Genomic DNA, 18249 nt, shown 5'->3' with positions numbered 1-18249 from the left:
GCCGCACCTGCTGAGATTAGACCGGCTTTCACCGATCCGCCGGATATGGGAGGCCCACTTCGGTGGGCTCGAGCCTGAGCCCGAACCGGTGGCCAAGGTATGGCACGCAGAGATCGACGGCGACCGTCTAACCATCATCGACCCCGAACAGTACACAGCCAAACAGATGCGCCATTACCTGGTGCACAAATTTGGGGGTGCGCGAATTGGCCGAATTAATCAATGGGGTGGTGCTGATGGACGATAAGGAAGTCGAGCTGATAACCGCAGCGATATTGCTGATTGTCGCCTGGCCTACCTGGTGGGCGTCCCATGCCTTAGCACTATTGGGAGTGTTGAAATGATTGAAAGCCAGCTGGACGCCCTTCGGTTGCAGTGCAGCGACTATGACGAGAGGGTATTTAAAACCGCGCAATTATTCGCGGATACCGCCAGAGCTGCTGGGATGCAGCTCTCATTTGATTTGCGTATTGGCGAGGCTGATGCAGCAGCCGTGCTTGGTTATAGCCCGGACCACCTTCAGCGAATCCGCCGAGAAAAAACCGGGCCAACTGCCTATCGCCGTGGGATCGGAAATAAAACCCGCGTTTCTTATCGCTTGGTGGACCTCGCGCACTGGATCGAGGGAACACGGGAGAGATAACCCGGCACAACGCTGCATTAACCATCTGTTTGGTCGTGGATGCCGGGTTATACCGGCAAGACAATAACCCTGTACTACTGGATATTTAACCAATCATTCACTGAACAGGAATAACACCATGCCGATGACCGACCGCGACCGCCTTTTGCTGCAGCTCAAGCAAGACAGCAACCCCGATTTACAGCTCAGGCTAGCCAAATTCGTTTTGCTCACACTGGCCAAGGGCAATGTTGGCAACGCGATGAATGAAATCCGCGAGATGGCCGGTGTAGGAGATGTCCTAGACCATTTCTGCAAAGCCGCCACTCCCGCCAACTCCCTGACCCCGGCCTGGCAAGCTGCCCCGGGTCAACTTCTGGCGCAGACCTACCTCGGGTCTATTGCACACCGTGACGCTCTCACCACTACGCTACGCTACTGCCGCGAAATCCCGATGGACCTGCACAACGTATTGGTTGCTTCTGGCACCACTGCCGATGTGGTTGCAGAAGGTGCACCAAAGGCAATCCGACACCTGAATATTGCCGGTGAGGAAGTAGAGGACCGCAAGGTCGCAAGCATCGTCGTTGTGACAGCTGAATTACTGCGCGCCGGTAACACAGCGGGCATGGCACTGTTTGAGCGAGAGCTGACCAACGCAGTTACCGCCGCCGCAAACAAGGCATTTGCCATGGAGTTTGTGGACTCAAACTCGCCCACGGCGACGCCAGGTGCTAACGCATTTGAATCCCTGCAAAACGCATTGGCCCAAGCGGAGCCCTCCCGAGGCTATGTTGTTCTGGCCGATTGGAGCTTAGTGCCAGGCTTGGCAATGCAATCAGACGGCAGAATGTCCGTTTCTGGGGGTGAGTTCGTCCCTGACCTTCACATCATCGGCTACGAGGCCGAAAGCAGTGACCCTCAAATGATTGTTATCCCCGCCGAGCATTGCGCCGTCTGGGCTTCAGATTTCGTAGCCCGCAGTGCCAGCCACGCAAGCGTAATGATGGCCGATGACCCAACCGCAGAAGGCGAGCTTACGTCCCTGTGGCAGACAAACAGCGCGGGGCTTCTGGTCGAGCGCTCCTACCGTATCGTCACTTCCGCATCTGCTGTAATTGTTGAGTGATGGGAGGCGGATATGAATGTGAATATGGAAAAATTTGTAGAGGGCCTGCATAGCTATCTGAGTAAGCAGATACAACCACTCGCGGACAGGGTGAAAAACCTCGAGCAAGGGGGCAGCGGGGGGAAGTCATCAGCCAAAATCCTTTTTGACTCAGTGCGTGAGCTTATTGATAAAAGGCAAAAACCACTTTTAAAGCGCATTGAAGACCTCGAAAGCAAACTGGAATCGATTGAATCCAAAGGCCTGGATTACTGCGGCACCTATCAGCGTGCTCTCCGGTATGAGCGGGGCGATGTCGTAACGCACAAAGGTTCGATGTGGGTGCACGTATATGACTCCAGCTGCAACTATGAGCCGGGCTCATCACCTTATTGGCAACTCGCGGTTAAAGGGGTTCTAAAGTGAGAATCGGTAGCAAACCTCAGGCAAGCCCTGAATACATGGACTTCAAACGAGCTGCTGCTCACGCCGGATTCAAAGTCAAAATCGCCACTAATCAACAAGACCGAGATAGAAACGGTGGCTGGTATCTGATGAGCCACCCTGGATCACCCACGATACTGGCCGCTGCGGATCGTCTCCGCGATATAGGGCTTACGATAAAACGCCTGACAGCTGGAGGGGTAGCGGCATGAACATTCACGAGGCAATGCAGAGTATCGAAGCCCAGGCAGCGGCAGCTGCCGAGGGTTACGAAGGGAACAGTGCCACCTTTGTAGAGGTGGATCCGATGGAGGATGGAGGTGGGGTAACAGTGACCGTATCCACGTCCGCCGGCCACTACCTCTTTGCGGAGGTGGAAGGCGTACACATTCATTCCGAGGAGCAAGCACAAAGGCTCGTGGAGTCGGCGCTGTTCTGGGCTGCGCGTGGGTTTGACCTACAAGGCAAGCGCTCCCACGTCGCTCCTGTGAGCTACCACAGCGCCCCTCAGTGTATCCAGTAGGGGTTGAAGGGTGCCCGGGGGGTACTTCGAAAGTCAGAAGCGCCCCAAGCGGACACCACGCCGCCAATCGTTTTTTTGCATGCCCGCTTCAGAAAACTGGTTTTTTGACCCCAGTGACCTGGCGCCGACTTAGGAGCGACCCATGCCACCACCGAAGCAACCAAAAAGCCTCAAACTGTTGAAAGGCTCCCGCCGTATCGACGAAAACGACAGTCTTGAGCTACCACCCCTTGAAGATATTCCACCGCCGCCAGATTGGCTCCCTAATAGCCATGCGCTACGCGAATGGGAACGCCTTAGCGGGCTTCTGCACGCCAATGGGTTGCTCACAGAGGGGTGCTTAAGCCCGCTCGCCCACTTGTGTGCGTTGCATGGGAAAATTGTCCAGCAGTACGCTGCCGGTGCCGCGCCAACTGGGCACATCATTGCTCAGTATCGAGCACTGGCCGGGGAATTCGGCCTTACCCCGAGCACCGCGACGAAAGTGAGCCCTGGCTCAGCGCACAAGAAGAACAAATTTGCAAATGGAGGCCCAACCCAGGGCAGTAAACAACGATGACCGATCAAACCATCAAGCTCGCGGCAAACCCGCTTGTACTGGCACTGCTACAGGATATGAGTGCCGCCCTCGATCATATTGAGAATGGGAACTACGGAGATGCTCACGCGATCCTTGAGGGGCGCTGCCGCCCAAGCGATCCGCTGAAAAAGCTGACAGCATGTTCAAGTGTCGCCATCCGCCGGACCGAAAAAGAGATCGTGGCCCTAATGCCTCCGGAAATGTTCACCCAGGGCGATGCATACTCAATTTCAATTGCCGCCGGTGCAGCGGCCAGTCAGCTATCAGTGCCCATCTCGCAACTGAACTGTGGTGATTTACTTTCTGTGCAAGAAATCTTGGCAGAGCTTGGTGCCCTGTTGGTAATTGCTCGCGAGGATTAGCGCGCATGGATATATTCGATATAGCCTATTTACAGCGAGTTGGTGAGCAAATGGAGGCCGCCCAGGCTGAATACGAGAGCGGCGTCCGACCGTTAGCTCCCAATGTCGCGTACCAGACTTCGTTGTTTTCCGGGGCCGATTGCCAGCGCTTGATGAGTGAATTGAGGGGTCAACACTGGCACACCGGTCTAGTCGGTGTGGCGGGGATCGGAGCGGTAGATACCGGGCGCTATTCCGCATTAGAAACCTTTTTTGACCCCTCAGAAGACCGGTTTAAGTGGGTTATGGATCAATTGTGGCCGTGCATCTGTGCTGCTGGGGTCAAGCTTGGCCTGAACGGGCTCAGGCTGGCGGAGCAAGCCCGCATTGTTCGGTACAGGGCCGGAGACCACTTCAATTGGCACAAAGACAGCGATGCAACCGCGCCAAGACGGCTAACGGTCTCTGTGCAACTATCCGAACCGGATTCATATGCCGGCGGCGGCCTGATAGTGCTTGGTGATTCCGGAGAATGGCATTTTGCTGCAAATGACTTGGGGGCCGCCTGCCTTTTTCCGGCGGAGAGATTGCACCGCGTCGCGCCGGTGGAATCTGGCGAGCGGCTGGCCCTGGTTTGCTGGTGTTATTGAGGTATCCGGCTTCTTGGGTATACAGGTTGGTATACAGATCAATCACAGGAATAAAAACCCCTTATATTTCAATTACCTATGTAATAAATACCATTCCGCCTCTGGCACCATACAAAAAAGGCCCCATCCTTGCGGATGGGGCCTTTTTTGTATGGTGCCCGGATGCGGTTGACAAAACGCCGGGAGCGTTTTGGTCTGCCGAAGGCACCCGAAGGGCCAAGTGCATGGATGCACTTGGGACACTACCACCGCGGTTCGACTAATCGCGAAGCGATTTGCAACGAGCGCGCCAGCAGCGCGAAGCCCGCACCTATTCACCCACCAAAACCTCACACCGATAGTGAAGACCACCATCCTCACTCAAGCGCTCAGCCAATTCCGGCAACAATACTTCCATCTGCTCCCGCAAAGTCCACGGCGGATTTACCACAATCATTCCTGAGGCCGTCATCCCGTGCCCTTCGCTATCGGAGCGTACGCCGAGTTCGTAGCGATCAATCTTGCGAATCCCCGACGACGCTATCTGTTGTACCAGTAAATCAATCTGGCGGCGCGCAACCACCGGATACCAGAGTGCCACTGTGGCGGTAGCCATCTTGCGGTGGATCAGTGATAACGCGGAAATAACCCGCTGGTAGTCCGCCTTCTGCTCATAGGGAGGGTCAATCAGAATAAGAGCCCGGCGGGACCGGGTTGGCAACAGCGCGGCCAAACCCTGAAAGCCATCTTCTTCCCGCACCCGGCATTGTTTATTGCCGCGAAAATTCTCGCGCAGGTTTTCCACTTCGCCGGGGTGCAGCTCAAACAGCCAGCCCCGGTCCTGAGGCCGCAACAATTGTGCCGCGACCCAGGGCGAACCGGGGTAGCGAGATAGACTGCCTTCGGCGTTCAGTCCGGAAACCACATTCAGATAGGGAGCCAGTGCCGGTATCTCTTCTTTTCCGTAAAGCTTGCCAATGCCATTGAGGTACTCCTGATTCTTCTGCGCCATCGCGGACTGCAGACGATAGAGTCCGGAACCGGCATGGGTGTCGATATAGTCGAAAGGAGCTTCTTTCTTTTTCAGGTAGGAAATAATTTCCACTTGCACATGATGCTTGAGCACATCGGCAAAGTTGCCGGCGTGAAAACCGTGTCGATAACTGAACATGCGCCCACCGGGAATGGCCAAAACAGAGCGGTTTCACTGCCACTGGGAACATGGCAGCGGCGGGGTGAGCACTAGGTAGGGAGGGTTGAAGCCGGCCGGACTTTCGGGCTCACCGGGAAAGCCGGCGAACTTTAGAGGCGTTTAAGAAGGCTGGCAATCTTTTTTTAGGTATAAAAATGCCCGGATTTTCCGGGCATTTAAGTGAGCACTTTCGCTAGCCTGGATTCAGCTTTCCACGCTGCCGGGCCAGATAATCACGCGCCCGTCCGGTTCCCGAAAAACGCGCACCGGCAGCGACTGCTCAAGCATGGCAACCAGTGTGTCGGCCTGATCTGCGGTAAAGGCGGTGGTTACGCGCAGGTTCGCCAGTTCCGGTGTGCCAATCACGATGCGCTGTTTGCGGTAACGATTGGCATCGGCCACTATCTCGGAAAGTGGCGCGTCCCGGTAGCTGAACTTGCCCTGACGCCAACCCGCAACCTGGGCAGCATCGACCTTAGTGATCCGGCTGACCTGATCTTCACGCACATTCACCTGCTGGCCAGCGGTCAGTCGCACCTTGCCAGTCGCTGCCGGGCCCTGCTGCCCCGGCGACCTGGCTGCCACATCAACAATGCCTTGTTCCACGGTTACCTTTACCGCCGGATTCATTTTGTTGCCGGCGTTTACATCAAAGCGGGTGCCGACCACCCGCACCTCGGCGCCTTGCGCATGGACAAAGAACGGGCGCTCAGGGTCTTTACTGACGTCAAAAAACGCTTGGCCGCGCAGTAGTTTCACGTTGCGCGCAGCGCTGCGGAAATCGGTCTCGATCGCGGAGTCACCGCCGAGCGTTACTTTGGTGCCGTCCGGCAAGGTGATCTCGCGGATTTGTGCGAGCTCCGACACGTAGCCCGTTGTGGACTCGCCGTGATTCTGCCAGGACGCCAGATATACAACGCCAACGGCTAGCATCAGTGTGCACGCAAATACGAGACCACTCAGCGGGCTAACACCAAAATAACTTCTCAGGTTTTGAAAAAAGCTGAGTAGTGCGCCGGGTTGGCGCAGTCGTGCGCCCTCTTCAGTTGCCGACAGAACGGCCAGGCCGCGATCTATCTGCTCCAGCTGTTGCAAGGCGTTACGGTTGTGCGGTTGCTGCATCCAAACTTCGAACGCGGCCTGCTCGCCGGCATACAGCGGGCGCTCGGCCTGTAGCATAAACCACTCGCGGGCTTCCGCTTCGGTCTGCCGGATATCGGTTTGCGGATGACTGTTACCAGTCGCCATCATGATTCTCCACCGTACTTAGCACCATTGACCCGCAGAGCTTCCTGACACCCCGCGAGTGCTTTGGCCACGTGTTTCTTCACAACCGTGGCAGAGAGGCCTTCCCGACGCGCGATTTCTGCGTAAGAAAGCCCGTCGACACGGTTCATTAACAGGAGTCGGCGACGTTTGTGGGGCATATTCCACAGGGCGCGACTGATCAGGCTGAGGAACTGACGACTGGCCGCAACCCGTTCGGGGCTACGACTGTCCTGTTCGCGATCGGGGTCATCCTGGACGGATTGTGCATAGCTTTCACGGACCTGGCCCTTGCGCAATGCATCTATGGTTGCATTGTGAACAGACCGGTACAGAAAAGCGCGTACATGCTCGATATCACCGTCCTGCAACTGCGGTGCCATACGGGCAAATGCTTCCTGCACCAGGTCCTCCGCTTCACTGTATGACAGACCGAATTTACTCACCGCATACCGGCACAGCTCCTGCTGATACTCACGGTAGTAGAAATCCAGGTCCCTTGCGATCCCGGGCGCTTTCGGGTCGTCGCTATCGCTCGTCATCGGACTCGCCAACGCTGTCGCCATGGGTTCTCATCACCATTGTTTTTGTTATCGGATACTACTCTCGTCGTTAGAACGGGTGGACAGGGGAGAACGTCCCCCCTGTGTGAAGAATTTTTTCGCTGCTCAATCAAAATGCAGGCCCAGACGCAAGCCGAAGGTGCGGGGTGGACTGTAGTAGTAGGCGGGAGCGGCCACATCGGCCTCGTGGACATCGCTGGCCAGCAAGGTGTTTGTCAGATTGTCGCCAAACACATCCAACCACCAATTACCATCCACCGGCTGTAGCTTCACACCCGCACTCAACAGCGTTGCCGTGTCACGGCGGTCAAAATCACGGGTAGCACCGGCGGGATCCTGCACCCACTGGCCGGTCGCATTTTCCAGTATCCATCCCGAACGGTTGCCGCGGTTGGCCTCATCGAAGTACATGCTGGTGGTGTAGCGCAGGCCGGCACGTGCGGTTGCGCGCAGCCGATCTGAAAGAGCGAAACCGTAGCGGTAATTGACCCCCAGGCTGAGGCCAGGCACCTGCTTCAGGCGGTTACCACTGAAGTCCACCAGGTTGGGAAGCGCCGGGTTGCCAGCACTGGGGTTCCAGGTCTGGCCGTGGTTTGGGTACTCGTTGTCCACGGCGAGGAAATGGTCGTAACGCGCGTCCAGCCAGGACAGGAATCCGCTGACCCGGCCGTTGCGCCCCGGAGCCCAGTTCAATTCGAGTTCGAGGCCGCGAATGGTCGCGCTGGGGGCGTTGGTGCTGCGAATCAGTTCGGTGCCGTCTTCTTCTACGGCAATCCCGGAAACCTGAAGGTCGCGATAGCAGGTATTGAAAAGGGCACCATTCAAAGTCATAGCACCATCCAAAAGGCCCAGCTTGAAGCCCAGCTCCACATTGGCGCTGGTCTCCGGGCCAACATAGGCGGCGCCGTTATTATTGCGGCGAATCAGGGCAGCCAGCGCGGACTGATAATCCGGGTCACTCGCCCCCTCGTATTCACCTTGCAGGGGTGCACCATCCTGCACAATACCGGGTTTAAACCCTTCGGCGTAAAGCAAGTACAGTAGGGCGTCGTCACTGGGCTGGTAACTGAGACGCGTCATGACGGTGGTGCTCCGCCAGGCCCGGTCCACGTCGTTATAGTTGGCCACGTAGCATTGATCTTCGGCTGCGGAGGCTTCGTTTACAGCGATATCGCCGAGTATTCCCCCACGATCGGATCGGATCAGGTCGGGACAGGCGATATTTCTTCCACCGCGATCGTAGCGCTGATCGCGCCCGCTGCGGGCGCCAGCGCTCACCTGCCAGTTTTCATTGATGTCGTAATCCAGCTGCCCATATACCGCACTCATACGGGTACCGCGATCCGGTTGCTGAAAACTGTGAGCGGGCGCGCCACCCCATCCACTTCCATTGGCCAGCTGGTGCTCTAAATCAAAGCGAATGGCATTTTTTTCCGCAAACTGAAAATATGCCAATAGCCAACGCAGTTGCTGTTCGTCACTGTTTTTTAGCTGCAGCTCGTGCTGGCGGGCGCGATAGCGCGACCAGATGGTGCGGTTACTCTGGTGATAGTGTGCGGGGTCGGTTTCACTGCCCACAGGGCCTGTGCGGTCCGCATCCCAGTCCTGACTGCGCCGGGTAATTCCGTAGCCATTGATATAGCTAAGGGTGTGCGCAGCCGGTAACTGCACTTCCAGACGACTGCGCCAGGCGTCCTGGTCGAGCTGTGTACGGCCGGGGGTGTCGATGGTCACCGGGGTGTCGTAATCAACGATGGGGAGACTGCCCGCACCCCGGTCTTCGAAGCGCTCGTAGCTCAACCACCAGTTAAATAACCCCTCGCGCTGCCACGCGGAACTGAGGCGGTAACTGAACAGGTCTGTATTGTCATAGCGATCCGCAGCGCGCGCAAAGACCGAGTCTTCACTGTATTCGATGGGACTGTCTGCGAGATGCCGGACTGCCGCCCAGCGCAGAGCCCAACCCTCCGTGAGCGGGGCATTGAGCACCGCATTCAGCTTCTGCTCCTGGAAACTTCCCATGGATGTACTGAACTCAGCCGACCACTCGCGCTCCGGTCGGGCAGTGTGATAATTGATGACTCCCCCGGTGGAGTTGCGGCCAAACAGCGTTCCCTGGGGGCCGCGTAATACTTCCACCCGATCCAGGTCGTATAGCAATACCGCCGAGCCCTGCACACGGCTGCTAAAGATTCCATCCACATGGGTGGCCACCCCGGAGTCACCAGCCTCCGTGTGATTGTCGGAGCCGACACCGCGCAGATACAGCATGGAGGCGGTGTGATCGCCGTTGCGGGTCACCTGCAGGCTTGGCACTTCTGCAGCCAGAGCTTCGAGACTGTCGATATTGCGCTCCTGCAACAGCCCACTGTGTAGCGCTGTCACCGTCATGGGTGTGCGCTGCAGGTTTGTGCGACGTTTGCTGGCGATTACCTCAATCTCTTCCAGTAAGGGGCGGGCTTCCTCCTGCACAACGGTTTCGATTACCGGCGCAGGGGACTTTTCCGAAGCAGGCAGAATGACAATCCCCTGCCCGTCTACCCGGCGATACCGCAGACCGGAGTCTGCCAGCAATCGACTCATGGCTTCGTCAACACTGAAAACCCCGGTAAGCGCCGGCGCTTCGAGATGGGAATGGCCTTGCGCTCCGACCATAACGGCAAGTCCGGTCTCACGGGAAAATGCCAGCAGTGACTGCTCAAGGAGCTGGGCGGGAAGCTGGAAAGTATAGAGCGCGGGAGCGGTGCGAACCGGATCCTGAGCCTGGGTTTCGGCAATAGCGAGGCCGGCCGGAATGGCCCCAAGCTGCGCCGCCAGAATTCGGGCGAACATTGACCTGTGGTAGGTCTTGAGCATAGGCAGTTCGTCATCGCTGATCCCCGCATTGTGCGGGGCCGGACGCGACGGCAGCTCGCTAGCAGTATCAAACCACTAGTACGACTACTGAGGGTCACGCCCGATCACTTATTGTGTTGGTTGGAAAAAATACAACAATAATCAGCGGGGTGACAAGATAAGACGCGCCGCAGCGGTAGAACCAATCCCCCAATCTGCGGACGCTGTCTGATTTCGAACAATTAAAACCACATGGACCAGAACGCCCGTACTACATGGGCATTGAAGCTATATGCCGGCTCCTCACCGGGCAGGTAGCTACTGTCGCCACCTTGATGTACGCGCACATCGTGGAAGTTCTCGTAATCGAACAGAATGTAGTCCCAATAGAAATTCAGGGTATTCTTGCGATTGAACAGCGCCCAGCGTTCGGGCACCTGATAGGCGACGCCTAAGCCGATCGCGGTGCTGCTGAAATCACTCAGTTCTTTATCCCGCGCGCGGAAATTGGTGGCATTCACGTAGGGGAAAAGGTCACTGTAAAAATCTGCTCCGTCCTGCTTGTAAAAACGCAGCTTGCCTTCAAGGATCAGGTTTTCGCTTTCCAGTGGATGGGTGTAGCGAAACTCCAGGTTATCCGCCTCGATTCCCCAACTGTCGGCATAACGGCGGTACTCGGTCTTAACCGCGGCGCGATAGGGCAACATATATTTTGCGCGCAGAGCCACCGCATCGCTATTGCGAGTGCTTGGGTAAAGTTCAGCTTGGTAGCTGAACCCGGTGCCGGAATTTGGATCGAGATAACGCACGCTACGGTAGGGGTTATTCAGGAAACCTTCATCGGACACTGTCTCGACACTCAGCTCCGCGATCAACTTGGTGGTCAGGATCTGACTCCAGCCCAGGGAATAACGGCGGTGTTCCGCGTGCTCAAGAAAATTCTCGTCGCCATTACGCATCACATCGTCGCTGCCATAGGTGGCACGCATGGACAGGGTACTGAGGTCGCCAAAAAAATCCTGGGAAATACCAAAACCAACCGTTTCCGCCTGGTAGTCATTTTCGCTGGAATTGGTGTAACTCAGGCTCATGGTGGTTTTATCCACCAGATAATCCGCACCCAGAGAGAATTCGTCCCGCTGCTCGGTGTAACGACTGGCCGTGGCCTGCACATCAATGGAGGCGCCAGAAATCATATCCACGTAATAGTTGGCGGACAGAGAAACCGTATTACCGATATTTTTTCGCACCAGTATCGAAGGGCCATCAATGGTAACCCCGCCGCCACTGTAACTGTGATACAGGGTATCCGCGCGCTCTTCGGGCAATACCGCGGCGTTAACCACTGGCGATACCACGAACACTAAACCGAATAAAAATCGCTTGAGAGCGTCGCGAGCGAACGCGATTTGGTGAGCGCCGGAGCACAGCGCCCGCAGCGCACTTAAAGTGCGTGAGGAGACGCCCGGGCTGGCGCTCCAGCACCGCCGACCGCCAAAGCGCGGAGCGCAGTAGCTCTCAAGTGATTTTTTAGTTGCAGCCACAACCGCCTCCTGACCCGCCTTCAGCACCGCGGGCCGCTTCACGCGCTTCGTAAACGTGGTTCATAAAACCGGCCGCCACCGGATCCCTCTCAAAGCTCATGATCGGGTCGGCGAGATAGTGTCGCTCGTAGGGCTTTACCCAGGGCTCGGGCATAATGGATTCGCATCCACCCAATAATAAAAGCGCCGGCAACAATAGAAGCACGCGTTTGATCATGGTTTATTCCCGGATCAGTTCCTTGATGATTTTCTTGTACTCGGCTTCATCGCCGGTGCGATAGCCCTTGTGTACATAACGCACGTTGCCGTCACGATCGATAAATACTGAGCTCGGCATAGCTTCCACACCGAACAGCTTGCTCACGTCACTTTTGGAATCGAACAGCACCGGGAAGTCCACCGGAATTTTGCTCAGCATGGCCTGGGCATCTTGTGGATTTGCATCCACATTGACACCCCAGACCTGAAAACCCACCGGCTCGTATCGAGCATGCAGGTCGTTCAGTAGCGGCATTTCTTCGCGGCACGGACCACACCAGGAGGCCCAGAAGTTCAGCATGATTACTTCACCACGTTGTTCGCTCAGTTTCAGGTTGCCATCTTTCAGGGAAGCCAGGGTGAAGTCGCTGGCGGGGACCTTGGCTATAGCGGGGGCGCCAGCAAGAAGAGCGGCGCTGGTGCAGAGGGCGGCAATCAGTTTACGCATGGAATAGCTCCATTGGTGTTATTTGTTGTGATTAGAAGTAAATGGACACGCCCAGCTGGGCGGACAGGTTATTGGTGTTCAGGGGTTCGCCGAAAATCTCGTGCTCAAAAATATGGTCGCGCACGTCCAGGCGCAGTGCCAGCCAGTCCTGAGCCAGCATGCGCACGCCGACACCGATGTTGTAGGTGAAGTGCTCCTCACCCGCAAAGTTGGTATTGCCGGCGCCGCCAATCAGGTACAGATTGCTGTTGAGTGCAAATTTACTGCCAAGAAAAATTTCTCCCGGAAGAAAATTCCAGGCCAGTGAGAGGTTGTACATGCTGAGGTCGCGCTCATCATCGGTCAGCAGCGGTGCGGAACCACTCAGCCGCTCGTAACTCGACTCACCGAGAGTTGACTGGGCGTAGGCCGCCTCCATAAAAAAATCTTCATTTATGTGGTATGCGAGGCTGCCGCCAATCATACGATCGGAACCAAAATCCTCCACACTGAGGATGCCACCCAGATACAGGGTAAATTCGAAATCCTCGCTGTCGATTTTGGCCTCGCGAATTTCCCGCCGCTCCAGATCTGGGGAAATAATATCGTCTATTTCCTGATCCGATTGCGCGAGTGCAGCGGAAGAAAATGGCGCTAGCGCGGCACCTGCCAGTAGCAGGCCGACAACTCTTACATAAATACGTCGAATCCGAGTTTCCATTCGACTATCTCCTGATTCTCATCCCGCGAGGTAAGCAGGTAATGATTGGCAACTTCCGCGCGCAGGGCAAAGCGACGGGACAAATAAGTAGTCACACCGAGGCCCACCAGCATAGCGGTGTCCTTGCGGTCTTCGGTAGCCACAATGGTGGCGTTTGGAGAGGTGATATTGACTCCGGTGCCCAATACAAAATACGGGGACAACCGCCAGCGTGGAAAAGGCTGGTGCATGAGCGCCACCTGATAGGTCTGGCTGTCAGAGTAAGCGCCAATGGTCTGCGCTGCACGCAACTCAGCGGAGATATTTCCGGTGAAGCGGTAACCCAGGGATATCCCCATCGAGTTGGCTCCGGCAAAATCACCGTAGGTGAACCCCATACGGAAGCTCTGCTGGTAATAGTCGTCGATGCCCGGCGTAGGGACCGCAACCTGTTCACCCTCCGGGGTATAGATCTCATCCAGCTCAGCAATCTTAGCCCAGCCGGTTTTTCCAGTACGGGTCATCACTTTGACCCAATCGGTGCGCCGCTTGATCAGCCACAGTGGCTCGCCATATTCCACCACGTGGTCAATGACATAGCCGCGGCCGGGGCCGGTATAGAGGTTAAGAAATTCCGCCCCGACAATGACCTGTTCGCTATCGAACGATAACGTCTGCGGTTCGCGTTCCCCGAATTGATGGGCGGAGAAGCTGTCAGTGACAAGCTCCTCAGAAGCCGTTTCCGATTGCGCGTAGACGGAAGAGGAGAAGCCCCCCAGCACCCCCAAAATAAGAAGGGCAGTAGTCACTGCCACACTCCTTTGTGCTCTGAAACCGAGCTGCCTGTTCATTTTTAGTTAACCGGCGCTTCAAATGGATTGTTGTAATACTGCGCACCGATATCCAGCCACTCGGAAATCAAACGCAACTCTGCAGGAGACAATTCTCCCTCATGAACACCCCCGGCTTCAAACACATTGAAGAAGCGACTGGCATTGGCACCATTGGTGTTCATGATCCGCTCAATATTGACGGTAACCATAACAGGAATCGGGTTGCCATCGGCATCCAGGATCAGCTCGCCGTCCTCGTCGGTTTCGAACAGCGGGTTGCCATTGTCATCGGTATCCTGCACCAGCACATTCTGTACCGCACCGTCGCGCAGTTCCTGGGTCGGATTGTCGAATATCAGCTCCACATAGGATGTACTGTAGTTGGCGTTCACCCCCGACTGGTCCGCACGGAGATCCAGCTGCCCCGGCGGCACCTGCGCCATACCACCCGCATCGCGATTACTGTGACAGGCGGTACAGGTGCGATCCTCAAGCACGGTTCCCATATCATCGGTGATCAGCCGTGGCAGATCCCAGATGGGCTGGATATGCTCCGGATAATGGATGACGGTGCGGCAATTCGTACTCCAGGCGCTCTGGCAGGCCACACTGGTGGGCGCCGGAGTCGGAAGATCACTCATCAGAATTTCACTGGTCGGATCCTTCTCGCGCAGCGCCGGATCGGTCCAGTGATCCACGAATTTGAGATCGCCTTCCAGTTCCGGATGGCCGGCGATCCGCGCCAGTACCTGCGCCATGGTTTCCCCCATGTCCGCGGTCAGCGCCGGCTCTGTATTGGGGAAAGGTGCCGCGCTGGTGGCAGCGCCGGCCCAGGCCGCGGCCGGTTCCTTGTCCGTGCGCCCGTGGGGCACTTCACTATCGCGGGTGTGACACCCCTGGCATTTGCGCACCTCGCCGGGGCGGAACTGCAGCCAGTTATTGTGCCGCCCAACGATCCGACGACCATTGGCATCCACCACGGAAATGGCCAGTGGCATATCCGCAGGCACTTTGACCCGCACCGATCCATCCGGCTGAATTGGGGTGTAACCGATAATCTCACGCATCAGCTGACTGCGATTTCGCCCAAACGCAGAGCGGTCAAAGTCCAGGGTGTCGCGATCCGGAATACCCACCGCTTTTACCACCCTTAAAAAGCGCGCGGGGCGCTCGGCGGCGGTGGTTTGCAACGGGTCGGCGAGCACATCAATGTCCAGTACAGCACTGCCATCGAAGTCGTAAACACTGCGGATATCCAGTACCGCCATACCCTCGTCATACAGGTCGCGATCGATATCGATACCGGGAATCGGCTGGGGAATAAATTCTGCCACCGGGCGGGTATCGGCGGTCACCGCTTCGCTGATCATCACGCCTTCTTCCGGCTGGATGATCGGGCGCTGGGTGCCCTCGCCGTAATCGTAAATCCACAGACCATACAATGGGTCAGCGGGAACGATATCCGGTGTGGCCAGCCACTCGTCGGTGCAGGGTTGCGGAGTCTCCGTTTCCGGATCTATTACCCGACATTCACTCCAGCTCACTAACAGGCGGCTGGTGCCATCGTGAAATGCCCAGGCATTGGCAAACAGGCCATGGGGTGACAGGCCGCCATCGGTAATGACCTGCTCGACCGATAGAGATTCCTGCCCCTGCAGTACGCCTTCCTGCTCCGGCTCGCTATAGGCTTCTGTGTAATTCTCCCCGTCGATGACCACCATATCACCGCCGTAGGTTATGCCCTCGGGCGCGCGCAGGGTCACGAGAATCCGGCCGTCGGGCATTTGTTGCGGCTTGCTGAAGGTGGCCGGGATCGGATCTTCGCCACTGCCGGTACCGGTCCCCTGGCTGTGATAACCGTAATAGAACTGCAGATCCGTACCGTCAGGTTTTACGGTGTAAAGGCTGAGCCGATCCACTCCGCCCATGTTGTCCCAACGGTTAAACAGGATACGGCCATTCGCCAATACGGTAGGGGACAGATCGTGGCTCTGGTTGTAGGAGATCTGCTGGATATCGCTGCCATCAGCCTCCATTACATGTAACACGAACGCCGCTTCTTCGAGATTTTCCGCCTGCGCGGAGAACTGTGGCTTATTGTCGTCGAGCAACAGAGCCCGGGAACGACGCTGGCGAGTGGAGCTGAACACCAGGCGACCATCGGGCAAAAATGCCGGGGAAATATCATCTCCCTCCTCAGCGATCAGGTCCGACTGAATAACCCGGTTCAGCTCGCCCGACTCGAACTCGTACAGCCAGATATTCCAGCTGGGCTGCTCCTCATCATCCAACCCCTCGATATTCGGCGCACGCATGGCAAATGCCAGTTGGCTGCCATCAGCGGACACCGCCAGATCTTTTACGTCATAGCCCCCTTCGAAAATGATGTCCGCCTCTTCATCGCTGACAAACAGGCCTTCGGTCAGCGAGCGCTCCGGCGCACTGGCGGTGGCGCGATCGCGCAGCAGCAGTTCCGCGCCAGGGTTGAATGCTGAAGGCATATAGATACTGTCGCCTACAAGCGCGTCATCTTCGTCACGATTAAGCGTGCGACGCACATAAACCACCGGGTAATCCACTACCACCGGATCTTCCGCCTGGTCGCCACCACTGAGACTGGAGCCATCGCCCGAGCCGCCACCACACCCCACCAGTGCAACTGCGGAAAAAATCGACAGTAGTGACAATTTCCGGCCAACCGCCGCAACCCGCGTGCAAAAAATGTTCAAGAGTCCACCTCTTTTATCGCCACTCCCATGTGCGGCGTAGTATTTTTCAGCAAAAATTGAGAAATTTTAACGACAACTCATCCACGCCAGGTAGTACTCACTCACCGCTAGAGCCGCATAAAAGCTGGATATTCGCCGGGCATTGACGCCAGAATAATTCCCGATTCTCCCGTGTGGTCTGGGTAATCTCAAGTCATGCACAAGCAATTTGCCAACCAGGACACGCTTTAAATTTTTGCCGCTGGCGTATCCCTCCGCATTCTTTACTATCTGGTTCGGTTACAACGCATACAGTCCCCACGGTCAGATCCGGTTGGCAAAGTCCACAGGGTGATACCCGGGTACAAGAACCAGACGCGAACAAATCCAATCATGAAAATAAATTCGCCCGCCGCGCGCGTATTGCTCGCGGCGACCGCCTGTTTCGGCGCCTCACTGCCTCTTTCCGCCGTTGCCGGTCCGGAAGAACAGGCTGCGCAATTACACAGCCGCCTGACCGGGGTAAAACCCAGCATCGAAGTGCTCACTGCCATGGCCGAAGATATCGCCAGTGGCGATATCAGCGCCGCGGCAGAGCGAGCGATGGAAAACGATGCGTTTTACGATGTCACGCTGAAAAACCTGGTGACCCCCTGGACCAATCGCGACGGCGACAACTTCGCACCATTGAACGATTACACGGCAACGGTCATTGGCATGGTGCGCGACGACGTGGACTTCCGCGAGATTCTGTCCGGCGACATTATCTACACCGGCGCTTCCGGCCTCGGGCTGCCCGCCTACAACAATGCGAACAACGATCACTACGAAGCGCTGGAAGCCGCGGGCTACCCACTGCAAACGGCCCTGGAGCGGAAAACCCAATCTTCCGTTACCGGCCTTCCCAGTGATGCCACTGCGGGCGTGATGACCACCCGCGGCGGGGCAAAGGCCTTCTTCTACGCCGGCACCAACCGCGCAATGTTCCGCTTCACCCTGATGAATCACCTGTGTCGCGACCTGGAGCAGGTGCACGACACGTCGAGACCACCGGACCGCATCCGTCAGGATGTGAGCCGCAGCCCCGGTGGCGACAGCCGGGTATTCCAGAATAACTGTGTGGGTTGCCACAGTGGTATGGACCCCATGGCGCAGGCATTCGCCTATTACAACTTCGAGTACGATGTGGACAACGACCCCACCGGCGAAAACGGCCAGCTCGACTACAATCGCGCCGGCGAAACCGACCCCGCCACCGGCACCCGGGTACAGGCAAAAAACCATATCAACAGCGCTACCTTCCCTTACGGTTTCGTCATTCCGGATGACAAGTGGGATAACTACTGGCGGGAAGGGCCGAATATGTATCTCGGCTGGAGCGAAGCACTGCCCGGTTCCGGCAATGGCGCCAAATCCATGGGCCGGGAGCTCGCCAACAGCGAAGCGTTCGCCCAGTGCCAGGTCACCAAAGTGTTCAAACAGGTGTGCCTGCGCGCACCGGAAGACAGCAGCGATCGCAATCGTATCAACAGTATTACCGACAGTTTTACCAGCAGTGGTTACAGACTGAAGCAGGTGTACGCTGAAACCGCTGCGTATTGTGCGGGGGAATAAAAACCATGAAACACCAGACCGCACTTAATAACGGGTTTGTGAGCAAAAAGCCTGTACAGGCC

General features: G+C 56.8%; 19 protein-coding genes. 9 read left to right on the top strand and 10 right to left on the bottom strand.

The window, feature by feature from the left end; genetic code table 11:
• Positions 1–206: 206 nt before the first annotated feature.
• The 8 genes from AAFH99_RS03810 to AAFH99_RS03775 all read left to right on the top strand — a co-directional run bounded on the left by AAFH99_RS03810 (position 207) and on the right by AAFH99_RS03775 (position 4268).
• The gene (locus tag AAFH99_RS03810) at positions 207–344 is read left to right on the top strand and encodes a hypothetical protein (protein WP_406828701.1); all 138 of its coding nucleotides are present in this window, start codon (positions 207–209) and stop codon (positions 342–344) included.
• On the top strand, positions 341–643 hold the full coding sequence (locus AAFH99_RS03805; protein WP_406828699.1) for a hypothetical protein: 303 nt from the start codon (positions 341–343) through the stop codon (positions 641–643). Before AAFH99_RS03810 ends, AAFH99_RS03805 begins: the two co-directional genes overlap by 4 nt.
• A gap of 118 nt (positions 644–761) precedes the next feature.
• The gene (locus AAFH99_RS03800; protein ID WP_406828698.1) at positions 762–1751 is read left to right on the top strand and encodes a hypothetical protein; all 990 of its coding nucleotides are present in this window, start codon (positions 762–764) and stop codon (positions 1749–1751) included.
• Positions 1752–1763: 12 nt separating this feature from the next.
• A complete protein-coding gene (locus AAFH99_RS03795; RefSeq protein ID WP_406828696.1) occupies positions 1764–2156 on the top strand; it encodes a hypothetical protein in 393 nt (130 codons plus the stop codon).
• A 226-nt stretch (positions 2157–2382) separates the two neighbouring features.
• Positions 2383–2697 carry a hypothetical protein gene (locus AAFH99_RS03790; RefSeq protein WP_406828694.1) on the top strand — a complete coding sequence of 105 codons (315 nt, stop codon included), beginning with the start codon at positions 2383–2385 and terminating at the stop codon, positions 2695–2697.
• 142 nt (positions 2698–2839) lie between these two features.
• Positions 2840–3256 (top strand): hypothetical protein, encoded by a 417-nt coding sequence (locus AAFH99_RS03785; RefSeq protein ID WP_406828693.1) that lies wholly within the window; start codon positions 2840–2842, stop codon positions 3254–3256.
• Entirely contained in the window at positions 3253–3639 is a 387-nt protein-coding gene (locus tag AAFH99_RS03780; RefSeq protein WP_406828692.1) for a hypothetical protein, read from the top strand. The genes AAFH99_RS03785 and AAFH99_RS03780 overlap by 4 nt, the downstream gene beginning before the upstream one ends.
• 5 nt (positions 3640–3644) lie before the next feature.
• Entirely contained in the window at positions 3645–4268 is a 624-nt protein-coding gene (locus tag AAFH99_RS03775) for a 2OG-Fe(II) oxygenase (RefSeq protein WP_406828691.1), read from the top strand.
• 310 nt (positions 4269–4578) lie between these two features.
• On the opposite strand, the gene AAFH99_RS03770 is transcribed toward AAFH99_RS03775, so the two are convergent.
• The 10 genes from AAFH99_RS03770 to AAFH99_RS03725 form a co-directional block, all read right to left on the bottom strand.
• On the bottom strand, positions 4579–5418 hold the full coding sequence (locus AAFH99_RS03770) for a 23S rRNA (adenine(2030)-N(6))-methyltransferase RlmJ (RefSeq protein ID WP_406828689.1): 840 nt from the start codon (positions 5416–5418) through the stop codon (positions 4579–4581).
• 225 nt (positions 5419–5643) lie between these two features.
• Positions 5644–6690: a FecR family protein gene (locus AAFH99_RS03765; RefSeq protein ID WP_406828687.1), complete on the bottom strand. Its 1047-nt coding sequence runs from the start codon at positions 6688–6690 to the stop codon at positions 5644–5646.
• Positions 6687–7271: an RNA polymerase sigma factor gene (locus AAFH99_RS03760; RefSeq protein WP_081848138.1), complete on the bottom strand. Its 585-nt coding sequence runs from the start codon at positions 7269–7271 to the stop codon at positions 6687–6689. Before AAFH99_RS03760 ends, AAFH99_RS03765 begins: the two co-directional genes overlap by 4 nt.
• Positions 7272–7373: 102 nt before the next feature.
• Entirely contained in the window at positions 7374–10124 is a 2751-nt protein-coding gene (locus AAFH99_RS03755; RefSeq protein WP_406828686.1) for a TonB-dependent receptor domain-containing protein, read from the bottom strand.
• Positions 10125–10345: 221 nt separating this feature from the next.
• Complete coding sequence (locus AAFH99_RS03750) at positions 10346–11449, bottom strand: DUF3570 domain-containing protein (RefSeq protein ID WP_406828683.1); 1104 nt, start codon at positions 11447–11449, stop codon at positions 10346–10348.
• 184 nt (positions 11450–11633) lie between these two features.
• On the bottom strand, positions 11634–11864 hold the full coding sequence (locus AAFH99_RS03745; RefSeq protein WP_043320036.1) for a DUF4266 domain-containing protein: 231 nt from the start codon (positions 11862–11864) through the stop codon (positions 11634–11636).
• Between the two features lie 3 nt (positions 11865–11867).
• Entirely contained in the window at positions 11868–12353 is a 486-nt protein-coding gene (locus AAFH99_RS03740; protein WP_043320035.1) for a TlpA disulfide reductase family protein, read from the bottom strand.
• 31 nt (positions 12354–12384) lie between these two features.
• Positions 12385–13053 carry an outer membrane beta-barrel domain-containing protein gene (locus AAFH99_RS03735; protein ID WP_043320034.1) on the bottom strand — a complete coding sequence of 223 codons (669 nt, stop codon included), beginning with the start codon at positions 13051–13053 and terminating at the stop codon, positions 12385–12387.
• Positions 13023–13841, bottom strand: coding sequence for an SH3 domain-containing protein (locus AAFH99_RS03730; protein ID WP_043320032.1), 819 nt, complete (start codon positions 13839–13841; stop codon positions 13023–13025). Before AAFH99_RS03730 ends, AAFH99_RS03735 begins: the two co-directional genes overlap by 31 nt.
• A gap of 44 nt (positions 13842–13885) precedes the next feature.
• The gene (locus AAFH99_RS03725; RefSeq protein WP_406828682.1) at positions 13886–16552 is read right to left on the bottom strand and encodes a hypothetical protein; all 2667 of its coding nucleotides are present in this window, start codon (positions 16550–16552) and stop codon (positions 13886–13888) included.
• A 414-nt stretch (positions 16553–16966) separates the two neighbouring features.
• On the opposite strand from AAFH99_RS03725, the gene AAFH99_RS03720 reads away from it, so the two are divergent.
• Positions 16967–18187 carry a hypothetical protein gene (locus AAFH99_RS03720; RefSeq protein WP_406828680.1) on the top strand — a complete coding sequence of 407 codons (1221 nt, stop codon included), beginning with the start codon at positions 16967–16969 and terminating at the stop codon, positions 18185–18187.
• The last annotated feature ends 62 nt before the right edge of the window (positions 18188–18249 follow it).

Source organism: Microbulbifer sp. ARAS458-1 (assembly GCF_045348205.1).
Taxonomy (GTDB): Bacteria; Pseudomonadota; Gammaproteobacteria; order Pseudomonadales; family Cellvibrionaceae; genus Microbulbifer.
Note: the sequence above shows the minus strand (reverse complement) of the source record. Positions and strands in the feature narration are given on the sequence as shown.

What these genes read in the sequence shown, in the direction of transcription:
- AAFH99_RS03785 (WP_406828693.1), top strand. Translation starts at nt 2,840, where the DNA reads ATGCCACCACCGAAGCAACCAAAAAGCCTCAAACTGTTGAAAGGCTCC.
- AAFH99_RS03805 (WP_406828699.1), top strand. Translation starts at nt 341, where the DNA reads ATGATTGAAAGCCAGCTGGACGCCCTTCGGTTGCAGTGCAGCGACTAT.
- AAFH99_RS03780 (WP_406828692.1), top strand. Translation starts at nt 3,253, where the DNA reads ATGACCGATCAAACCATCAAGCTCGCGGCAAACCCGCTTGTACTGGCA.
- AAFH99_RS03800 (WP_406828698.1), top strand. Translation starts at nt 762, where the DNA reads ATGCCGATGACCGACCGCGACCGCCTTTTGCTGCAGCTCAAGCAAGAC.
- AAFH99_RS03760 (WP_081848138.1), bottom strand. Translation starts at nt 7,271, where the DNA reads ATGGCGACAGCGTTGGCGAGTCCGATGACGAGCGATAGCGACGACCCG.
- AAFH99_RS03795 (WP_406828696.1), top strand. Translation starts at nt 1,764, where the DNA reads ATGAATGTGAATATGGAAAAATTTGTAGAGGGCCTGCATAGCTATCTG.
- AAFH99_RS03720 (WP_406828680.1), top strand. Translation starts at nt 16,967, where the DNA reads ATGAAAATAAATTCGCCCGCCGCGCGCGTATTGCTCGCGGCGACCGCC.
- AAFH99_RS03755 (WP_406828686.1), bottom strand. Translation starts at nt 10,124, where the DNA reads ATGCTCAAGACCTACCACAGGTCAATGTTCGCCCGAATTCTGGCGGCG.
- AAFH99_RS03790 (WP_406828694.1), top strand. Translation starts at nt 2,383, where the DNA reads ATGAACATTCACGAGGCAATGCAGAGTATCGAAGCCCAGGCAGCGGCA.
- AAFH99_RS03740 (WP_043320035.1), bottom strand. Translation starts at nt 12,353, where the DNA reads ATGCGTAAACTGATTGCCGCCCTCTGCACCAGCGCCGCTCTTCTTGCT.
- AAFH99_RS03735 (WP_043320034.1), bottom strand. Translation starts at nt 13,053, where the DNA reads ATGGAAACTCGGATTCGACGTATTTATGTAAGAGTTGTCGGCCTGCTA.
- AAFH99_RS03770 (WP_406828689.1), bottom strand. Translation starts at nt 5,418, where the DNA reads ATGTTCAGTTATCGACACGGTTTTCACGCCGGCAACTTTGCCGATGTG.
- AAFH99_RS03775 (WP_406828691.1), top strand. Translation starts at nt 3,645, where the DNA reads ATGGATATATTCGATATAGCCTATTTACAGCGAGTTGGTGAGCAAATG.
- AAFH99_RS03745 (WP_043320036.1), bottom strand. Translation starts at nt 11,864, where the DNA reads ATGATCAAACGCGTGCTTCTATTGTTGCCGGCGCTTTTATTATTGGGT.
- AAFH99_RS03765 (WP_406828687.1), bottom strand. Translation starts at nt 6,690, where the DNA reads ATGATGGCGACTGGTAACAGTCATCCGCAAACCGATATCCGGCAGACC.